This is a genomic window from Nitrospirillum guanabarense, from assembly GCF_034653355.1.
Taxonomy (GTDB): domain Bacteria; phylum Pseudomonadota; class Alphaproteobacteria; order Azospirillales; family Azospirillaceae; genus Nitrospirillum.
On the sequence record NZ_JAYEER010000003.1, the window covers coordinates 809080 to 825946 of the forward strand.

16 protein-coding genes and 1 riboswitch are annotated in these 16867 nt (G+C 69.5%); of the genes, 9 read left to right on the plus strand and 7 right to left on the minus strand.

Annotated features, from left to right (window positions below; translation table 11 throughout):
* Positions 1-190 precede the first annotated feature (190 nt).
* A riboswitch (FMN riboswitch) is annotated at positions 191-347 on the plus strand.
* Positions 348-502: 155 nt separating this feature from the next.
* The 3 genes from ribB (at position 503) to UAA55_RS13090 (ending at position 2329) form a co-directional block, all read left to right on the plus strand.
* Positions 503-1180, plus strand: coding sequence for a 3,4-dihydroxy-2-butanone-4-phosphate synthase (gene ribB, locus UAA55_RS13080; protein ID WP_416235190.1), 678 nt, complete (start codon positions 503-505; stop codon positions 1178-1180).
* A gap of 121 nt (positions 1181-1301) precedes the next feature.
* The gene (locus UAA55_RS13085; RefSeq protein ID WP_322953253.1) at positions 1302-1766 is read left to right on the plus strand and encodes a nuclear transport factor 2 family protein; all 465 of its coding nucleotides are present in this window, start codon (positions 1302-1304) and stop codon (positions 1764-1766) included.
* 2 nt (positions 1767-1768) lie between these two features.
* Entirely contained in the window at positions 1769-2329 is a 561-nt protein-coding gene (locus UAA55_RS13090; protein WP_322953254.1) for a TetR/AcrR family transcriptional regulator, read from the plus strand.
* Positions 2330-2349: 20 nt separating this feature from the next.
* On the opposite strand, the gene UAA55_RS13095 is transcribed toward UAA55_RS13090, so the two are convergent.
* The 5 genes from UAA55_RS13095 to UAA55_RS13115 form a co-directional block, all read right to left on the minus strand.
* On the minus strand, positions 2350-3318 hold the full coding sequence (locus tag UAA55_RS13095) for a rhamnan synthesis F family protein (RefSeq protein ID WP_322953256.1): 969 nt from the start codon (positions 3316-3318) through the stop codon (positions 2350-2352).
* A gap of 82 nt (positions 3319-3400) precedes the next feature.
* Positions 3401-3961: a GNAT family N-acetyltransferase gene (locus UAA55_RS13100; RefSeq protein WP_322953257.1), complete on the minus strand. Its 561-nt coding sequence runs from the start codon at positions 3959-3961 to the stop codon at positions 3401-3403.
* A complete protein-coding gene (locus tag UAA55_RS13105) occupies positions 3958-4914 on the minus strand; it encodes an RHO alpha subunit C-terminal catalytic domain-containing protein (protein ID WP_322953258.1) in 957 nt (318 codons plus the stop codon). Before UAA55_RS13105 ends, UAA55_RS13100 begins: the two co-directional genes overlap by 4 nt.
* On the minus strand, positions 4914-5309 hold the full coding sequence (locus UAA55_RS13110; RefSeq protein ID WP_322953259.1) for a Rieske 2Fe-2S domain-containing protein: 396 nt from the start codon (positions 5307-5309) through the stop codon (positions 4914-4916). Before UAA55_RS13110 ends, UAA55_RS13105 begins: the two co-directional genes overlap by 1 nt.
* Entirely contained in the window at positions 5306-6082 is a 777-nt protein-coding gene (locus UAA55_RS13115; protein WP_322953260.1) for an SDR family NAD(P)-dependent oxidoreductase, read from the minus strand. Before UAA55_RS13115 ends, UAA55_RS13110 begins: the two co-directional genes overlap by 4 nt.
* A gap of 163 nt (positions 6083-6245) precedes the next feature.
* Between UAA55_RS13115 and UAA55_RS13120 the strand changes: the two genes are divergently transcribed.
* The 3 genes from UAA55_RS13120 (at position 6246) to UAA55_RS13130 (ending at position 8425) form a co-directional block, all read left to right on the plus strand.
* Complete coding sequence (locus UAA55_RS13120) at positions 6246-6881, plus strand: PadR family transcriptional regulator (protein ID WP_322953262.1); 636 nt, start codon at positions 6246-6248, stop codon at positions 6879-6881.
* Positions 6882-6929: 48 nt separating this feature from the next.
* Complete coding sequence (locus UAA55_RS13125) at positions 6930-7127, plus strand: hypothetical protein (RefSeq protein WP_322953263.1); 198 nt, start codon at positions 6930-6932, stop codon at positions 7125-7127.
* Between the two features lie 95 nt (positions 7128-7222).
* Positions 7223-8425 carry a GGDEF domain-containing protein gene (locus UAA55_RS13130; protein WP_322953265.1) on the plus strand — a complete coding sequence of 401 codons (1203 nt, stop codon included), beginning with the start codon at positions 7223-7225 and terminating at the stop codon, positions 8423-8425.
* On the opposite strand, the gene UAA55_RS13135 is transcribed toward UAA55_RS13130, so the two are convergent.
* The gene (locus UAA55_RS13135; RefSeq protein WP_322953266.1) at positions 8409-10157 is read right to left on the minus strand and encodes a sensor histidine kinase; all 1749 of its coding nucleotides are present in this window, start codon (positions 10155-10157) and stop codon (positions 8409-8411) included. The genes UAA55_RS13130 and UAA55_RS13135 overlap by 17 nt on opposite strands.
* Before the next feature lie 151 nt (positions 10158-10308).
* Entirely contained in the window at positions 10309-10836 is a 528-nt protein-coding gene (locus UAA55_RS13140; RefSeq protein ID WP_322953268.1) for a hypothetical protein, read from the minus strand.
* Between the two features lie 228 nt (positions 10837-11064).
* Here UAA55_RS13140 and UAA55_RS13145 point away from each other — a divergent pair, with 228 nt between their 5' ends.
* The 3 genes from UAA55_RS13145 (at position 11065) to UAA55_RS13155 (ending at position 16763) form a co-directional block, all read left to right on the plus strand.
* Positions 11065-13593 carry a methyl-accepting chemotaxis protein gene (locus UAA55_RS13145; RefSeq protein WP_322953269.1) on the plus strand — a complete coding sequence of 843 codons (2529 nt, stop codon included), beginning with the start codon at positions 11065-11067 and terminating at the stop codon, positions 13591-13593.
* A 276-nt stretch (positions 13594-13869) separates the two neighbouring features.
* Positions 13870-14484, plus strand: a complete 615-nt coding sequence (locus UAA55_RS13150) for a helix-turn-helix domain-containing protein (RefSeq protein ID WP_322953271.1) — start codon at positions 13870-13872, stop codon at positions 14482-14484.
* Positions 14485-14633: 149 nt separating this feature from the next.
* Complete coding sequence (locus tag UAA55_RS13155) at positions 14634-16763, plus strand: prolyl oligopeptidase family serine peptidase (RefSeq protein WP_322953273.1); 2130 nt, start codon at positions 14634-14636, stop codon at positions 16761-16763.
* Positions 16764-16867 lie beyond the last annotated feature (104 nt).

Here is a 16867-nt window from a genome sequence, read left to right on the forward strand (position 1 = left end):
CGAACCGGTGGCCCGCTACGAAGGGCCTGCTGCGCACCGGGGGTGCCCGCCCATGGTTTCCTGGACCGGATGGCGCAAGGGGCCGGGCCATCATAAGGCGCATGAGGAAATTCAAAGCATCCCCTTGTTGACAGGGTGGGCGTCGGCTTGTCCTATCAAGCGGTCATCCGGTCCCACCGGGTGGCGACACGCTTGTTCTCAGGGCAGGGTGAAAATCCCGACCGGCGGTATCCCCTCTTGAGGGAGGGGGAGCCCGCGAGCGCCCGGGGGCGGTAACGCCCGTGGGGTCAGCAGACCCGGTGAAACGCCGGGGCCGACGGTTACAGTCCGGATGAAAGAGGATGAGCCGGCCCGCGACGCGCGGGCGCACCCCTTGAGAGCCCTGCGGGGCTTCAAGTCTGGGCGCGTTCGCGTATGCAGCCTGCCTCGGAGGACACCCGTCCGCCATAGTCTCTCTTTGCCCTGATTCAGGCTCGCCCGATTGTTCAACGGAGTGAGACCCTTGAGTCAGATTTCCCAAACCCTCGCCCATGACGACGATCTGCTGTCCCGGTTCGGCGATGCTGGAACCCGGGTGGCCCGGGCCGTGGCCGCCATCCAGGCGGGCCAGGGCGTTATCGTCGTCGACGATGCCGACCGTGAGAATGAGGGCGACGTCATCTACGCCGCCGACAGCCTGACGGTGGAGCAAATGGCCCTGCTGATCCGCGACTGCAGCGGCATCGTCTGCCTGGTGCTGACGGACGAGCGCGCCCGCGCCCTGGACCTGCCGCCCATGGTGGGCAGCAACTCCTCCCGCTACGGCACCGCCTTCACCGTCAGCATCGAGGCCAAGGTCGGCGTCACCACCGGCGTCTCGGCCGCCGACCGCGTCACCACCATCCGCACGGCCATCGCCGCCAGCGCCAAGCCGGAAGACCTGGCCCGCCCCGGCCACGTCTTCCCCCTGCGCGCTCATCCGGGCGGGCTGGGGGCCCGCCGCGGCCATACCGAGGCCACCATCGACCTGGTGTGCCGTGCCGGCCGCACCCCCGCCGGCGTGCTGTGCGAGGTGATGAAGCCCGACGGCAGCATGGCCCGCCTTCCCGAGCTGGTGGCCTATGCCGAAACCCACGGCATGCCCCTGGTCAGCATCGAGGACCTGGTGGCGGTGGCGGCCCCGCGGCGCGCCGTCGCCTGACGGCGTTGCGCTGACAAGGCGGACGGGGCGAAAAGACCTCTTGCCAAGGGCTGTGATTCCGTTGTACCAATCGGTCAAGAACGTACCGATCGGTACAAACTTTTATCCCATGGAGGTCCCAATGTCCCGTCCGCCCCTGCCGCCTTTCACGTTGGAGACCGCCATCCAGAAGGTGCGCGCCGCCGAGGATGGCTGGAACAGCCGTGATCCCGCCAAGGTGGCGCAGGCCTATACGGTCGACAGCCGCTGGCGGAACCGGGCGGAGTTCGTCACCGGCCGCCCGGCCATCGAGGCCTTCCTGGCCCGCAAATGGGCCAAGGAGCTGGACTACCGCCTGATCAAGGAAATCTGGGCGTACACCGGGAACCGCATCGCCGTACGCTTTGCGTATGAATATCACGACGACAGCGGCAACTGGTTCCGCGCCTATGGCAACGAGAATTGGGAGTTCGACGCCGACGGCCTGATGCGGGCGCGCCACGCCAGCATCAACGAACACCCCATCAAGGAGTCCGAGCGCAAGTTCCACTGGCCGCTGGGCCGCCGCCCGGACGACCACCCCAGCCTCAGCGACCTGGGCCTGTAGGCATGGCGCGCACCCTCGCCGACCGCCAGGACGTCATCCCCGTCCTGGCGGAAGTCTTCCGCGACCATGGCTTCGAAGGCGCCAGCCTGTCGGCCATCACCGCCCGCACGGGCCTGGGCAAGGGCAGCCTTTACAACTTCTTCCCCGGCGGCAAGGCCGAGATGGCGGAGATGGTGCTGGCCCATATCGACGGCTGGTTCCGTGCCCACGTCTTTGAGCCGCTCGAGCAGACGGAGGATGGCTTGAAGGCGGTGGAGGCCATGTTCCAGGCCACCGACGCCTATTTCCGCTCCGGCCAGCGGGTGTGTGTCGTGGGCGTCTTCGCCCTGGGCGACGCCCGCGATCTGTTCACCGAGCAGGTGCACGGCTATTTCGCCGCCTGGGTGCGGGCCTTGGCCGGCGCTCTGGTACGGGCGGGCCGTGACCCGGACCGGGCCCGAGCCGACGCGGAGGAGGTAGTGGCCGGCATTCAGGGCGCCCTGGTGCTGTCCCGGGCGCTGAACGACACCGGCGTCTTCACCCGCACGCTGGTCCGGCTGCGGCGGATCTTGGCAGGGGATTAAAATGGCGCGCCTGACCGGCGCTATGCCACCGCCCGTACCCGCCGGGCGGTGGCGAACACCGGCACGCCCAGAACGCGGACGTAGCACAGCCACCAGCGCAGGTCGCGGCTATACTTGCTGCGCCTGTACGTGCCGGGCAGGGGGGCCAAGCGCTTACGCTCCTGCCGCCAGGGCAGGTCATGGATGGGGGGATGGGCCGTGCCGCACAGGCGGGCCACATGCGCCTCGATCAGGTTCACAGGGTAATAATGGGCCATCCGCTCCAGCCGCTCGCGCAGGCGGGCCACGCGCTGCTGGTTGTGGCTGAACACCGCCACCTTCACCAGCGGCATGCGGTGGGTCTCCAGGCAGGCGTCGAAATAGACGTCGGAATAAAGCTCCTTGGCGACGAAGGGCTGGGGGAGATAGCGGCCGGGGCGGAAGCCCAGGGCCATCAGCCGCTGGCTGAGGCCGAATTCGTAGGCGCGGCAGACCGCCGCCTTGTCGGGCTGCCGCGTCACACCCTGCCAGAATCGGGTGAATTCCGGGTGCCCCGTCACCGCCGGCCGGAAGACCAGGAAATTGCTGGTCAGGTAGCGGATGTCGCCATCCACCAACCCGTCGGTCAGTCCCCAGAAGTCGCAGTCCTCCTCCGCCATCTTGTCGAACACGGGGGCGAAGGGAAACACGCCGCCATAACAGCTGTCGTTGGCGGCGATGACCTCGTCATAGTGGGCGAGGTCGGCGCCCAGGGCCTGGAAGCCCAGCTTCCAGCTGCCGAAGTCGTAGGCGCCGTGGCGGCCGGCATGGACCAGTTCCGCCAGTCCGGCCAGCCGCTCCGCCTGGCCTTCCATCAGGGCGCCATCGGAAACGAACAGGATGCGCTCCGCCACCTCGCGCAGGCCGCGCAGGTAATAGAGGACGTGGTCGTCGATCTGGCCGTCGCGGTCGAAATGGGCGAACAGCGCCACGCGGCGCCGGGCGGCGGGGGAACGATCGGTCGGGGTCATGGTTGGGGCCTCTGCCCGGGGAATTTGACTGCTTGTCCCTTCCACGACCATTAACCAAGAGACCTTGCGGCCTATCCGCCTTTTAGCCAGGGGGCCAGATATGGCCATCCCAATCGGCATATTCCCTGAATTTCAGGCGCTTTTCCGCCCATTCCGCCGCCGCCATCTCGAACAGGTGGACATCGTATGCCTGACCTTCCTTCACGGCATGGTCCTTCAGCACGCCCACATGGCGATAGCCCAGCATGGTCTGGCCGCGCAGGACGCGGTCGTTGTCGGCCATGACCTGGTTGACCACCTTGCGCAAGCCCAGGGCGTGGAAGACGTGGTTCAGGGCGTGGGCGAAATTCAGCGGCGCGGAACCGGTGCGGCCCCGCCGGTCGGCCATGTAGGCGCCCAGGGTGGCGATGCCCCAGGCCGGATGGGTGATGGTGATGGAGGCGTAGCCCACCGGCACCCCGTCCACCATCATGATGCGGTGATGGTAGTCGTCACGGGCGTTGCAGCGCGCCAGCCAGGCCCGCTGCTTGTCGATGTCGTCCTCCACCTGGGTGAACAGGTGGCGCGAGATGTCGGGGCGCAGGCGCCAGTCCAGCAGCAGGCGGGCGTCGTCCTCGGTCGGCCGGCGATAGCTGAGGGTCATACGGCGCTCTCCTCATACGGCGCGTCCGCCGGCAGGGGCGGCTGGTCCAGTCCCAGGGTGCGGGCCCAGGCGTGGTGGAAATCGGCGATGCGGCGCTCGCGCCGGCCCAGGATGCCGGGGCCCAGGGCGGCGGCCCGCCCCCGCTGCACCCGTTCGCACAGGGGCTGGTCTTCCAGGATCACGGCGCGCGCGGATTCCGCCAGCATGGTGGCCAGCGACCGGCGGAAGGCGGCCACGGCCGGCTTTTCCGGCGCCGTCACCGGCAGGAACAGGCGCCAATCCAGGCGGCTCAGGTTCGGCGCCAGGGGCGTCACCATGTGGGTGATGACCATGGCGCCGTAAAAGCTGGCCACGTACAGGTTGGGGAAGACGAAGCAATGGTCATAGCGCGCGTGGTCCACGACGCGGCGCAGGCCCATCTTGCCGTCGATGCGCCGCCACCAGGTTTCCGTTCCCTGGGACAGCAGCCAGCTGGACGTGCTGTGCCGGCCATGGCGGGTGGTTTCCAGGTGGGTCTGCCAGTCGGCGTGCACGGCGGGATGGATAGTGGTGGGGTGGACGGTGGAGCCGTGGAAGTCGTCCATGGTGTTCTCCACCAAGGCCTTCCAGTTGGCGGCGAAATCCACATGGTCGTCGGCGATGGGCTGATCGCCTTGGCCCGACAGGCGGGCCAGGTGCCCGGCCACCGGCCCCAGATGATCCGCCAAGCCGAGCCCACCGCCGTCCAGCCGCACGAAGACGAAGGCGCCGCAGGTATCGGTCCGCAGCGCCCGGCCCTGGTCATCCGTGGCCGTCAGGTCGGCCGCCAAGGTGACCGGCGTGCCCAGCACCGTACGTGTCAGGGGTGCTTCGAACCGGGTGCCGACGTACAGCCACTGCCGGCGTAGCGCCGCCAGTTCCCGGGCGTGGCAATCGGGATCATCGAACCAGCGGGCGGGCAGCATCTCCCCCATCACACCCCTCCCGTGAAGGTCGCGGCGGCGTCCACGTTCACCCACACCTGGCCCCCCGCCACGGCCAGGCCCACCGGCGTCAGGGCCAGGCGGCGGCGGGCCTCCGCGTCCAGGTGGAAGTCGCTGTCGTCGAAGGGGATGCCGATGGGCACGCCGTCGGCATCATAGACCCAGCCGTGATAGGGGCAGCGCAGCAGGCCGCGCCCGCAGGGCTGGTCGTGGATCAGGGCGAAGCGGTGGGAACAGACGTTGCGGAAGGCCTTCAGCGCGCCCTGGAAGTTCTGCACCACCACGGGAATGGCGGCCCCGGCGGCGTCCGGCACCCGGCCGGTCAGGTAGTCGCCGTGGGCGGCCACGCCGGCGGCGTCGCCCAGCTTGACCCAGGGGGCCGTCACGCCGTGCGCCCCCCGTCGACGGTCAGGGCTGTGCCGGTGATCCAGCGGCCGGTGTCGGCCAGCAGATAGGCGATGGCATGGGCCACGTCGTCAACATGGCCAAAGCCCAGGGGCTGCAGCCGCTGCAGGTGGTCGATCTGCTCCTGGCTCAGTTTCTCGAACCCGCGTTCTATCAGGTCGGTCATGACGATGCTGGGCACCACGCAGTTGACGCGGATGCCGTCGGGCAGCAGCTCCGCCGACAGGCCCTTGGTGGCGGCGATGATGCCGCCCTTGGCCGCGGCGTAGACGATGTTGGCGGGCGAGGCGGCGGTGGCGGCGGTGGAGGAGATGAAGACCATGGCCGAGCGTTCGGCCCGCACGCCCTTCTGCCGCAGGCCCTTGGCCAGGGCCAGGCAGGACCCCAGGTTGACCCGCATCACCTGGTCGAAGAAATCCTGGGAGAAGATGCGGATGGGGCGCAGCGTCTGAATGCCGGCGCAATGCGCCACGCCGTCGAAGGGCCCGGACAGGGCCGCCTGCTCCTTCATCCAGGCCGGGATGGCGTCCAGGTCGCCCATGTCGAAGGGCGCCACGCGATGTCCCTCGCCCGTGAGGCGCGACAGCGTGTCGGCCAGCCGCCCCTCGTCCCGGCCGTTCAGGGTGACACGGGCGCCCAGGCGCGACAGCAGCACGGCGGTGGCCTGGCCGATGCCGGCCGAGGCGCCGGTGACCAGCAGGGACCGGCCGACCAGGCTCATGGGGTTGTGCGGGGTGTCGGGGGGCGGGGACATGGCGCGTTTCCTCTATCTCATTGCCGACTATCCGGGGCGCGGCCCTGGCCCGTCAATGACCTGCGATAAAATCCGCGGTGGGCCTCTTGACTCAAGAAAGGGTCGAGATATATCTTGAATTACGATATATCGAATAACAGACGAGATAGGATCGAGAGACATCATGCATTTCTTCAGACATCACGGCGGCAAGCACCCTGGGGGTGAACGCCGCCATGCCCGGGGCCGCGATGGCGAGGGCTTCTGGGGCGCCTGGGGCGCCTGGGGCGGCCAAGGCGACCGCTGGGGCCGGGGCGACCGCGGCGACGGTTTCGGCGGCCGGGGTGGCCGCGGCGGTGCCGCGCGCGTCTTCGAGAATGGCGACCTGCGCTTCCTGTTCCTGGATCTGATCCAGGAAAAGCCCCGCTACGGCTATGAGATCATCAAGGCCATCGAGGAGAAGGTCGGCGGTGGCTACAGCCCCAGCCCCGGCGTCGTCTACCCGACGCTGACCCTGCTGGAGGAGATGGGCCATACCGAGGTGTCGGTGGGCGAGGGCGGCAAGAAGCTCTACACCCTGACCGAAAGCGGTGCGGCCTTCCTGAACGAGAACCGCCTGGTTCTGGCCGCCATCAAGGAACGGCTGGACAAGATCAGCGCGGTGCGCGGCTGGATGCCCCCCGCCTCCGTCGTTCGTGCCATGGAAAACCTGAAAATGGCCTTGCGCCTGCGCCTGCGGGGCGGGACCCTGACGGAAGAGCAGGCGCGTGCCATCGCCCAGGCCCTGGACCAGGCCGCGCAGGCGATCGAGCAGGCCTGACGGTGGTCCCCAAGTGAATTGCGAGGAACGTGAACGGAGAGGACGCCCATGCCCACCCGTACCCCTGAGTTGCCCCGCACCCGTGATGTGAACGGCGCCGACATCCGGGGCCGCCTGTTGGCCCTGTCCCGCTCGCGCGCGCTCGGCCGGCGGGTCGTACACCTGGGCGAGGATCGCGACGCGGTTCCCGCCGGGGAAGACGCTGGACAAGAGAAGGATGTCTCCGGGTTCGGGGACCGGCACTAGCCCTCAGGTCAGGGCGCCGGCACTTGTCATGCGAAACGGCCCGGTTGATGATCAGGCCCGTTTCACATGACGACTGCGGCGGGATTCCCGGTGACATGACGCGTGCCGACGACCGCCTTCCGACGCGCCGCCTGACGGTGGCCTATGTCGCGGCCTTGTCCCTGATCGCCCTGCTGTCGGGGGCGGTGCACCTGCTGCTGGATCACGTCATTTCCCAGCAACGCGACAGCGGCACCATCATCAATGTCGCCGGCCGCCAGCGCATGCTGTCGCAACGCATCGGACTGCTGGCCCGCGACTTCCACGAGGGCCATGACGACGCGGCGCGCCTTCCCCTGCTGCAGGCGGCCGCGGCCATGGAACGGGCGCATCGCGCCCTGCTGGGCGGCACCGGCGACATGGGCATCACCCATGGCCTGTCGGACGCCGCCCGCGCCCTTTATTTCTCCCCGCCCACGGACCTGGACCGCCGCACCCGCGACCTGATCCTGGCCGCCCGCGTCCTGGCGGGGTCGGAAGGGCCGCAGCCGCTGGACGCGGGCGCGGCCGACGTGCGCGCCCGCGCCTTCGCCGACATCCGCACCCAGACGCGCGACATCATCATGCCGCTGCTGGACCAGGCGGTCCGCCAGTTCGAAGCCGAGGCGACGGAGCGGATCGAGGGGCTGCGGCGGGCGCAACAAGGCGTGCTGGCCATCCTGCTGACCACCCTGCTGGCCGAGGCCATGTTCATCTTCCGCCCCCTGGTCGGCCGGGTGAAGGCCTATGCCGGGCGGCTTTACGACATGGCCACGCGCGACGTCCTGACCGGCCTGCCCAACCGGCGCCATTTCCTGGAGGTGGGGGAGCGCGAGGTGAGGCGGCGGGGCGAGGCGGGCCAGCCCCTGGCCCTGCTGATGATCGACGTCGACCATTTCAAGGCCATCAACGACACCTTCGGCCACGCGGCGGGCGACCGCGTGCTGTCCCAGTTCGGCCGCCTGCTGCAGGGCTGGCTGCGGGAGGGCGAGGTCGCCGGCCGCATCGGGGGCGAGGAATTCGCCGTGCTGCTGCCCGACGCCGATGCCATGGACGCCGTCGCCCGGGCCGAAACCCTGCGCCGCGCGGTGGAGGCGGCGCCCCTCAACGGCCAGGCCACCCTGGCCTGGACGGTCAGCATCGGCGTCGCCCAGGTTCGGGGGGTGGAGGACGCGCATATGGGCGAGGCGCTGGCCGATGCCATGCGCCGCGCCGACCTCGCCCTCTACGCCGCCAAAGACGCCGGCCGCAACCGCGTGCAGCTCAGCGCGGACCGGTGATCGCCTCTTCGTGCGTCGCCGGCATCACCCGGCCGCCGGGCAGGCGGATTTCCACCACCGTGCCCACGCCCGGCGCGCTGAACAGGCGCAGCGTGCCGCCGTGCAGCTCCACCAGCCGTTTGGTCAAGGGCAGGCCCAGGCCGGTCCCCTGCGCCGCGTTCTGGCCCGCCACCTGCTGGAATGGCTCCAGCACGCGCGCCTGGTCCTCCGGCGCGATGCCGATGCCGGTGTCCTCGACGCGCAGCACCACGTCCCCGCCGCCGCCCAGGCTGGCGCGGACAGCCACGCTGCCGCCGGCCGGCGTGAACTTCACGGCGTTGGTCAGGACGTTGATCAGGATCTGTTTCAGCCGCGTCTCATCCGCCGTCAGCCACCGCGCCGGCGCGTCGATGTCGGCTGAAAGCAGCACGCCACCCTCCCGCGCCTTGGGCGCCAGCACCTCCAGCGCGAAGCGGGCGGTGGCGGCCAGGTCCACCGGCGCCTCCTTCAGCGCGACCTGCCCAGCCTCGGCCTTGGCGTGGTCCAGGATGTCGTTGATCAGGGTCAGCAGGTGGCGCCCACTGTCGCGGATGGCCGTCGCATGGTCGCGGTACTGGCCCGACCCCAAGGGGCCCAGCGTCTCCGCCGCCATCAGGCTGGAATAGCCGATGACGGCGGTCAGCGGCGTGCGCAACTCGTGGCTCAGGTTCGCCAGGAAGGCGGCGCGGTCGTTGGCGGCGGCCTCCGCCGCGCGGCGCTGCGCTTCCTCCCGCGCCCGGTCGTTCAAGGCTTGCGCCAGCTGCCGCCGCTGGGCCTCGTGCCGGCCCAGCAGGGCCAAGGCACCCCAAGTCAGCACCAGGATGGCCAGGGCCGCGACGGCGGCGAAGCCGGCGGTGATCATCGACCGGTCGCGCCAGCCCTGCATCACCACCTGCCGGTCCACGCCGGCCAGGATGACCAGGCCGAAATCGGGCAGGGAGTCGTAGGCGGCGATGCGCACGCGCCTGTCCAGGGGCGACATGGACTCGAACAGGCCGCTGGGCGCCTTGGACAGCTCGCGCTTGATGAGCGGGCCGTCGGCGATGGTCTGTCCCACGTGCTTGATCATGTCGGGCCGCCGACCCACCACCCGGCCATCGCTTTGGTAAATACCCAGCAGGGGATTGCGGTCGAAGGCGATCAACTCGGCGAAGTCCATCAGCTCCGACGTCGACAGAGAGGCCATCAGCACGCCGGCGAAGGCGCCGTCGGGTCGCTTCAGCGGTCGGCTGACGGTGAAGGCCACTTGCTGTGTGAGGCGGGTCAGGATGGCGGGGCCGACATAGACGCCGTCGCGTCCTGCCTTATGGACCCGGAAATAATCGCGATCGGTGACGTCGATGGCGGGGGCGGGAAAGGCGGTGGTGCTCAGCACGGGGTGGCCGGTCGCATCCACGATCCACAGCGATTGCGGCCCGTAGACGCCGCCCGGCAGACTGGCCGACAGCAGCTTCAGCCGTCGCCACGTCTCCTCCGTCCGCAACCCGTCCAGACCACCCAACTCGGTCACCAGGTTGGCCACCTGGGCCAGCACGGCGTCGGTGCCGGCGATGGTGGCGCGGGTGTGGCGCGTCATGGCCTGGGCCATTTCGCGGGCGAAGGCGCGCTGTTGCCGGTACTGCTGGTCGTGGTCCAGCCGGATGAACAGGGCCAGCCCGCCCCCCAGCAGCAGCAGGACCGTCGCCACCAAGATCAACAGTACCTTGCGGGCCATGCGCCCCAACCCCCGGATGGCCGCCATCCCCACCGCCGGCGCCCGCTTGGAGGCGGGCCCGGGGATGGGGTTCGTTGGCACAACGATACACCATCGGTCCCTTATTCCGATCCGGGGTAATTATCGCTGCGGGCATGCGGGGAATTTGGGCTCACGCGTCGTAGCGGCCGGGGGCGGGCATGCGCTCCAGCGCCAGGGGGCGCACCGGCAGGGACAGGCCGTGCGCGCCCAGGGCGCCCGCCATGGCGCGCGACGCCACCAGCACGCCGTTGGTGGCGCCGGGCCGCATCAGGTGCTCCACCAGGGCATAGAGCCGGGCGGGGGCGGTGGGGTCGGCTGACGGCTGGGCCAGGGCCAGCAGGCGCAGCAGCTGGCGCTCATCCGGCGTCAAATCCTGGCAGCCGGGGCAGCCCACCAGCGGGCGCTGGCGGGCCGACCGGCCGTACAGCAGCAGGAAGGCGCGGAAGGTGGCCATCACCTCGTCCGCGTCCTCGCCACAGGCCTGCAGGAAGGCGTGGCGGATCAGGGGACAGCCGCGCCGGGCCGGGCCCTGGCCGGCATGGGGCTGGGCCATGTGGCGCAGGCTCCACACCAGCAACCTTTCCCCGGCGCTCAACCCCTCCAGCGGGGCGGGCTGGGGCAGGCTGTCGCGGTGGGTGATCATCAGATCGTCGGGCATCTCGGGCCTAGCAGCTGTCGTCTCCGGTCGCACGACGATAATGCGAGTCACTATCAATTTCAACGACAATGGAAATGACTTTTTGGAGTCACGATTTACTACTTATGGTCAGGCGGTTAAAGCTTTTACGCCGGGTTAACCTTTCCGGCGCAAGGCTGGACATCAGGCCAGGGCCCGCGTTGGGGGAGTGTCAGGAATGGCCTGGGACAGGTGCTGGGGAGGAACGCGATGCGCGACACGGGGCCCGTGACCAACCGTGAGGTGGAGTTGCGCGAGGGTGAGCTGCTGGTCTCCCGCACCGATCCGTCGGGCCGCATCACCTACGCGAACCGCGCCTTCGTCCGCGTCAGCGGTTTCAGCCATGAGGAATTGATCGGCGCGCCCCACAACCTGGTGCGTCATCCCGACATGCCCAAGGCCGCCTTCGCCGACCTGTGGGCCACCATCCGCGCCGGCCGTCCCTGGGACGGCCTGGTCAAGAACCGCACCAAGACGGGCGATCACTACTGGGTGCGCGCCAACGTCACGCCGGTGATGGAGGGCGGCACGGTTACCGGCTTCATCTCCATCCGCAGCAAGCCCGGCCGGGACGAGGTGCGCGCGGCCGAGGCGCTGTATGCCGAGCTTCGCGCCGGCCGGGGCGCCTTGAAGGACGGCGTGGCCGTGGCCAGCGGCCCGGGGCCCCGCCTGCGCCACTACGTGGGCAGCGTGCGCGGCCGCATGATCCTGACCATGGGCACCATGATCGCCTGCACCCTGGTGGCGGGCGGCCTGCGGTTCCTGGGACCCCTTGGCGAAAAGATGGGGGACGCGGGGGCGGACAGCGCCCTGTGGCTGGGCGCCAACGCCGCCATCATCCTGGTGTCGCTGGCCGTGTCCGTGCTGGGCGGCAGCCTGATCCTGCGCACCCTGCGCCAAGCCCTGGGCCGGGTGGAAGGGCACTTCGCCGCCGTGGCGGCGGGGGAATTCGACCACGCCATGCCGGCCGACCCGGTGGCGGAATTCCAGGCCATGACCGTCACCTTGCGGGCGCTACGCGCGCGATTGGCCTTCAACACGGACGAGCGCGTGGAGCTGATGGAACGCACGCGCGAGGAGGCGCGCCTGGCGCTGCTGGAAACCTGCCGCGCCATCGAGGCCGACCTGACCGCCACCTGGATGGGGGTGGAGCGGGGCAGCCACCGCGCGGTGGACGGCGTGGCCCAGTTGAAGCAGGCCGTGACGGTGGTGCGCGAGAACACGGTCGCCGTGTCGGCCGCGGCGGAGCAGGCCAGCGGCAATGCCGGCAACGTCGCCGCCGCGACGGAGGAGCTGAGCGCCGCCGGGGATGAGATCGCCCGCCAGGCCGCGCGCTCCAGCGACGTGGCCCGCCGCGCCGTGGACAGCGCCCGGCTGGCCGCCAGCGCCATCGAACGGATGGAGGAGGCGACACGCCAGATCGGCACCGTCACCGGCCTGATCGCCGACATCGCCGGCCAGACCAACCTGCTGGCCCTGAACGCCACCATCGAGGCGGCGCGCGCCGGCGACGCCGGCAAGGGCTTCGCCGTGGTGGCGCACGAGGTGAAGTCGCTGTCCGGCCAGACGCAGAAGGCGACGGATGAGATCGGGTCACAGGTGGCGGGCCTGCGCGGCGCCGTGTCGGCCAGCGTGGATGCCATCCGCGCCGTCATCACCGTGATCAGCGAGATCAACGAGGCCTCGTCCGCGACGGCTGCCGCTGTGGAACAGCAATCCGCCGCCAACGCCGAGATCGGGCGCAGCGCATCGGAATCCGCCGGCGCGGCCCAGCAGGTGTCGCACAGCGTGGGCAGTATCCGCGGCCAGTCGGATGAAATCGCCACCATCGCCGCCGACTTGGATCTGCGGGTGGGGGAGACGCAGACGGCCGTGGTGGATCTGAAGCGGCGCATGACCATCGCGTTGCGCCAGTCGCTGGCCGGCGACCGCCGCGCCGCCGACCGGGTGCCCTGCGACATGCCGGCGACGGTACAGGCGAACGGCCGACCTTACCCCGGCCGGCTGCAGGACCTGTCGACGCGCGGCGCCCTGGTGGTGGCGGACGGCTTGCCGGCGCTGGCCGACCAGCAGGAGGTGGCGCTGGCCGTGGAGGGCGTGGGCACGGTGGCCGCCGTGGTGGCCGGCACCAGCGAGCTGGGCCTGCACCTGTGCTTCATCCATGTCGACGCGGCGACGCGGGGCCGGCTGAAGGGCGTGCTGGACCGGACGCTGGAGCGGCATCGCGGCTTCATCGACCTGGCGCTGGGCGCCGCCGGCCGCATGGGCCAGGCCCTGGAGGGCGCCCTGCGGGCGGGCGAGATCACCGAGACGGCGCTGTTCTCGCATGACCTCGATCCCATCCCCGGCACCGATCCGCAACAATATATGGCGGCCTACACCCCCATCACCGACCGCCTGTTCCCCGACATCCAGGAACCGGTGGCGGCGGGCGATCCGCGCATCCAGTTCTGCGCCGCCGTGGTGCCATCAGGCTACTTGCCCACCCACATGAAGCGGGTGTCGCAGCCGCAGCGGCCGGGCGATTATACCTGGAACATGGCCCACAGCCGCAATCGCCGCCTGTTCAATGACCGCGCCGGCCTGGCCGCCGGCCGCAACACCGGCGATTTCCTGGTGCAGTCCTATTCGCGCGACATGGGCGGCGGCGTCATCGTCCGCCTGAAGGAGGTGGACGCCCCCATACAAGTGCGCGGCCGCGTCTGGGGGAACGTGCGCGTGGCGTTCAAGGACGAATAGCGTTCCCCCAACCGCCGCCGAACGCGGTCATTCGGTCGCGCTATGCAAACATTTTGGTAAAAATTTTGACGCTTCCACAAATTTGAACCGTCCCGCCCCGGGCGTCGCCGCTATGCGGCGGCGTCGGGGGTTGCCGGCTTTACCTGCGCGCGAGGGCGCATTACCAGGGAGGGACAAACGTTAAGCCGCCATCGCGTATCCCGGAACCAACCGGGGTGAAGACGGGCCGGTGCCGGGGGCGCCGGGATGGGCCAGGATTAGAGGGGGCGTACAGCCATGCAGATCGTCAGCGCCACCGACCGCCGGCGGCAAATGCCCATGGGCGACCGCATCCGCGCGCGGCGCAAGGCGCTGGGCCTGACCCTGCAGCAGGTGGCCGAGCGCTCCGGCCTGTCCGCCCCCTTCATCAGCCAGGCGGAACGGGATTTGAGCGTGCCCTCGCTGGTGTCGCTGCTGGCCCTGGCCGACGCCCTGACGGTGGACTTGAGCTATTTCATGGAGGTGCCGGACGGCGGCGCCATCGTCCACCGCGCGGCCAAGCCCCGGCGCATCGAGGTCGACAGCCCGGTGGACTACGTCGACTTGGCCAGCGACCTGGCGGACCGCAAGCTGGACATCATCCTGATGCGGGTGCCGCCGGGCCATGCCTTCCCCACCGACCAGCGCAACGGTGAGGACTTCCTCTATGTCGTGGAGGGGGAGATGACGGGCACGGTGGGCAAAACCAAGGCCAAGCTGGGCGCCGGCGACAGCCTGCATTTCGATAGCCTGCAGCCGCACAGCGCCCGCAACGCCTCCGACCAGGACGTGGTGCTGCTGTACGTCGGCACCCCCTCGATCTTTCGCAAATCGACCGAAGGCGTCATTGAGGTCGGCGAGGCGGATGTTTGAGGTTCCCATCGGGATCACCTCGTCTGGCCGCCTCCATTTGTCCTAAGCAGCATATTGCATCCGGCCCCGTCCTGACCCACTACTAAGGGCAACAGAGACGGGCGGGGGCGATCCGTGGCAGCGGACGACCGTCCTCATGGATGGGGTTCATGAAAAACACGATCAGCACGCTTCTGCTGTCGCTCGGCCTGATGCTGGGCGCGACGGCCGCCTTCGCCGATTCCACGCCTGCGACACAGGCCACCGGCATTCCGGAGGATAGCCGGGCGTGGATGGAGGATATGAACAACGCCGACGCCCTGGCCTGGGCCAAGGCGGAGACGGACCGCTCGACGGCGGTGCTGCAGGCCGACCCGCGCTATCCCGCCCTGCTGGCGGAGGCGACGGCGATCGCCGAAAGCAAGGACCGCGTGCCGGGCGTCAGCTTCCGCGGCGACGCCGTCTATAATTTCTGGCAGGACGCAGACCACGTCCAGGGCCTGTGGCGCACCACCACCCTGGCCAGCTTCGCCAAGGCCAAGCCCGACTGGCAGCCCGTGCTGGACGTCGACGCCCTGGCCAAGGCCGAGGGCGTGAAGTGGGTGTTCAAGGGCACCGACTGCGACGAGGAAACCCGCCACCACTGCGTCGTCCACCTGTCCAACGGCGGTGAGGACGCGGTCACGATCCGGGAGTTCGACATGAAGACGCGGGCCTTCGTGCCCGACGGCTTCGCCCTGCCGCGTGGTAAGCAGAATGTCGCCTGGGCCGATACCGGGACCCTGCTGGTGGCGCGCGACTGGGGGGCCGGCACCATGAGCGGCGCGGGTTATCCCCTGGTCGTCAAGACGCTGAAGCGCGGGCAGCCGCTGGACCAGGCGCAGGAGGTGTTCCGGGGCCAGGCTGGCGACATGTCGGTTGGGCCGGAAACCATGCGGGATGCCCAGGGCCACCAGGCCACCCTCATCATCCGCAACCTCAGCTTCTTCGAAGTGGAGACCTACCTGCTGGTGGGTGGCCAGCCGAAGCGCCTGGCCCTGCCGCTGAAGGCCCGTGTGCATGGCATCCACGACGGCCAGCTGATCGTGGAGGTGAAACAGGACTGGAACGCGGGTGGCGTCGCCGTTTCCCAGGGCTCCGTCGTGGCGCTGGATCTGACGGCGGCCACGGCCGATCCGGACCATTTGCATCCCGTGCCGGTCTACACGCCGACCTCGCGCGAAGGCCTGAATGGCCTGGACTTCACCAGACACCACCTGTTGATCAGCCTGACCGACAACGTGAAGGGCCGCGTCTACGTGGCCGACCGCAACGCGGACGGCAGCTGGCGGCGCGCGCGGTTGCAGTTGCCGGACAACGCCAACATCACCGTCACGGGCGCGGACCGCGAGCATGACCGCGCCTTCGTCACCGTGGCCGGCTTCCTGGAACCGCTGACCCTGTCGCTGGTCGACACCAACACCGGGGCGGTGGAAAGGCTGAAGTCCACGCCGCCGCAGTTCGACGCGTCCAAGGCGGTGGTGGAGCAACGCGAGGCCGTGTCCAGCGACGGCACCCGCGTGCCCTACTTTGTCGTGCGGCCCCGCGACGTGCCCTTCGACGGGTCCACCCCGACCATGCTGTACGCCTATGGCGGGTTCGAGGTGCCGATGCTGCCCCGCTATCTGGGCGCCACCGGCAAGCTGTGGCTGGAACGCGGCGGCGCCTATGTGCTGGCCAACATCCGGGGCGGCGGCGAATTCGGCCCCGCCTGGCATGAGGCTGGCCTGAAGACCAAGCGCCAGGCCATCTATGACGACTTCGTGGCCGTGGCCCGCGACCTGATCGCTACCAAGCTGACCAGCACCCGCCGGCTGGGCATCGAGGGCGGGTCCAACGGCGGCCTGCTGATGGGCGTGCAGTTCACCCAGCATCCGGAATTGTGGCGCGCCGTCGTCATCCAGGTGCCGCTGCTGGACATGCTGCGCTTTCCCGTGATTGGCGCCGGCGCCTCATGGATGGGGGAATATGGCGACCCGGCGGTGCCGGAGGAGCGGGCCTTCCTGGCCGGCATCTCGCCCTACCATAACCTCAAGGCAGGGGTGACCTATCCGGAACCCTTGTTCGTCACCTCGGCCAAGGACGACCGGGTCAATCCCGGCCACGCCCGCAAAATGGCGGCCAAAATGAAGGAGATGGGCCTCCCCTATCTCTATTACGAGAACACCGAGGGCGGCCACGCCGCCAGCGCCAACCTGAAGGAAACCGCCCGCCGGCAAGCGCTGGAGTTCACCTACCTTTTACGGAAACTCAAGGATTAGGGGTCAATCCTGGAACGGGGGCGGATGTTTCCTGCCTCCGTTCCGCCGCCCTCCTCGACGCCGGCCGCCGCCGCCGCCCGGGGATGGGTCCCGATCCGCCGAGG

What these genes read in the sequence shown, in the direction of transcription:
- UAA55_RS13085 (WP_322953253.1), top strand. Translation starts at nt 1,302, where the DNA reads ATGTCCCGTCCGCCCCTGCCGCCTTTCACGTTGGAGACCGCCATCCAG.
- UAA55_RS13090 (WP_322953254.1), top strand. Translation starts at nt 1,769, where the DNA reads ATGGCGCGCACCCTCGCCGACCGCCAGGACGTCATCCCCGTCCTGGCG.
- UAA55_RS13095 (WP_322953256.1), bottom strand. Translation starts at nt 3,318, where the DNA reads ATGACCCCGACCGATCGTTCCCCCGCCGCCCGGCGCCGCGTGGCGCTG.
- UAA55_RS13100 (WP_322953257.1), bottom strand. Translation starts at nt 3,961, where the DNA reads ATGACCCTCAGCTATCGCCGGCCGACCGAGGACGACGCCCGCCTGCTG.
- UAA55_RS13105 (WP_322953258.1), bottom strand. Translation starts at nt 4,914, where the DNA reads ATGGGGGAGATGCTGCCCGCCCGCTGGTTCGATGATCCCGATTGCCAC.
- UAA55_RS13115 (WP_322953260.1), bottom strand. Translation starts at nt 6,082, where the DNA reads ATGTCCCCGCCCCCCGACACCCCGCACAACCCCATGAGCCTGGTCGGC.
- UAA55_RS13120 (WP_322953262.1), top strand. Translation starts at nt 6,246, where the DNA reads ATGCATTTCTTCAGACATCACGGCGGCAAGCACCCTGGGGGTGAACGC.
- UAA55_RS13125 (WP_322953263.1), top strand. Translation starts at nt 6,930, where the DNA reads ATGCCCACCCGTACCCCTGAGTTGCCCCGCACCCGTGATGTGAACGGC.
- UAA55_RS13130 (WP_322953265.1), top strand. Translation starts at nt 7,223, where the DNA reads ATGACGCGTGCCGACGACCGCCTTCCGACGCGCCGCCTGACGGTGGCC.
- UAA55_RS13135 (WP_322953266.1), bottom strand. Translation starts at nt 10,157, where the DNA reads ATGGCCCGCAAGGTACTGTTGATCTTGGTGGCGACGGTCCTGCTGCTG.
- UAA55_RS13140 (WP_322953268.1), bottom strand. Translation starts at nt 10,836, where the DNA reads ATGCCCGACGATCTGATGATCACCCACCGCGACAGCCTGCCCCAGCCC.
- UAA55_RS13145 (WP_322953269.1), top strand. Translation starts at nt 11,065, where the DNA reads ATGCGCGACACGGGGCCCGTGACCAACCGTGAGGTGGAGTTGCGCGAG.
- UAA55_RS13150 (WP_322953271.1), top strand. Translation starts at nt 13,870, where the DNA reads ATGCAGATCGTCAGCGCCACCGACCGCCGGCGGCAAATGCCCATGGGC.
- UAA55_RS13155 (WP_322953273.1), top strand. Translation starts at nt 14,634, where the DNA reads ATGAAAAACACGATCAGCACGCTTCTGCTGTCGCTCGGCCTGATGCTG.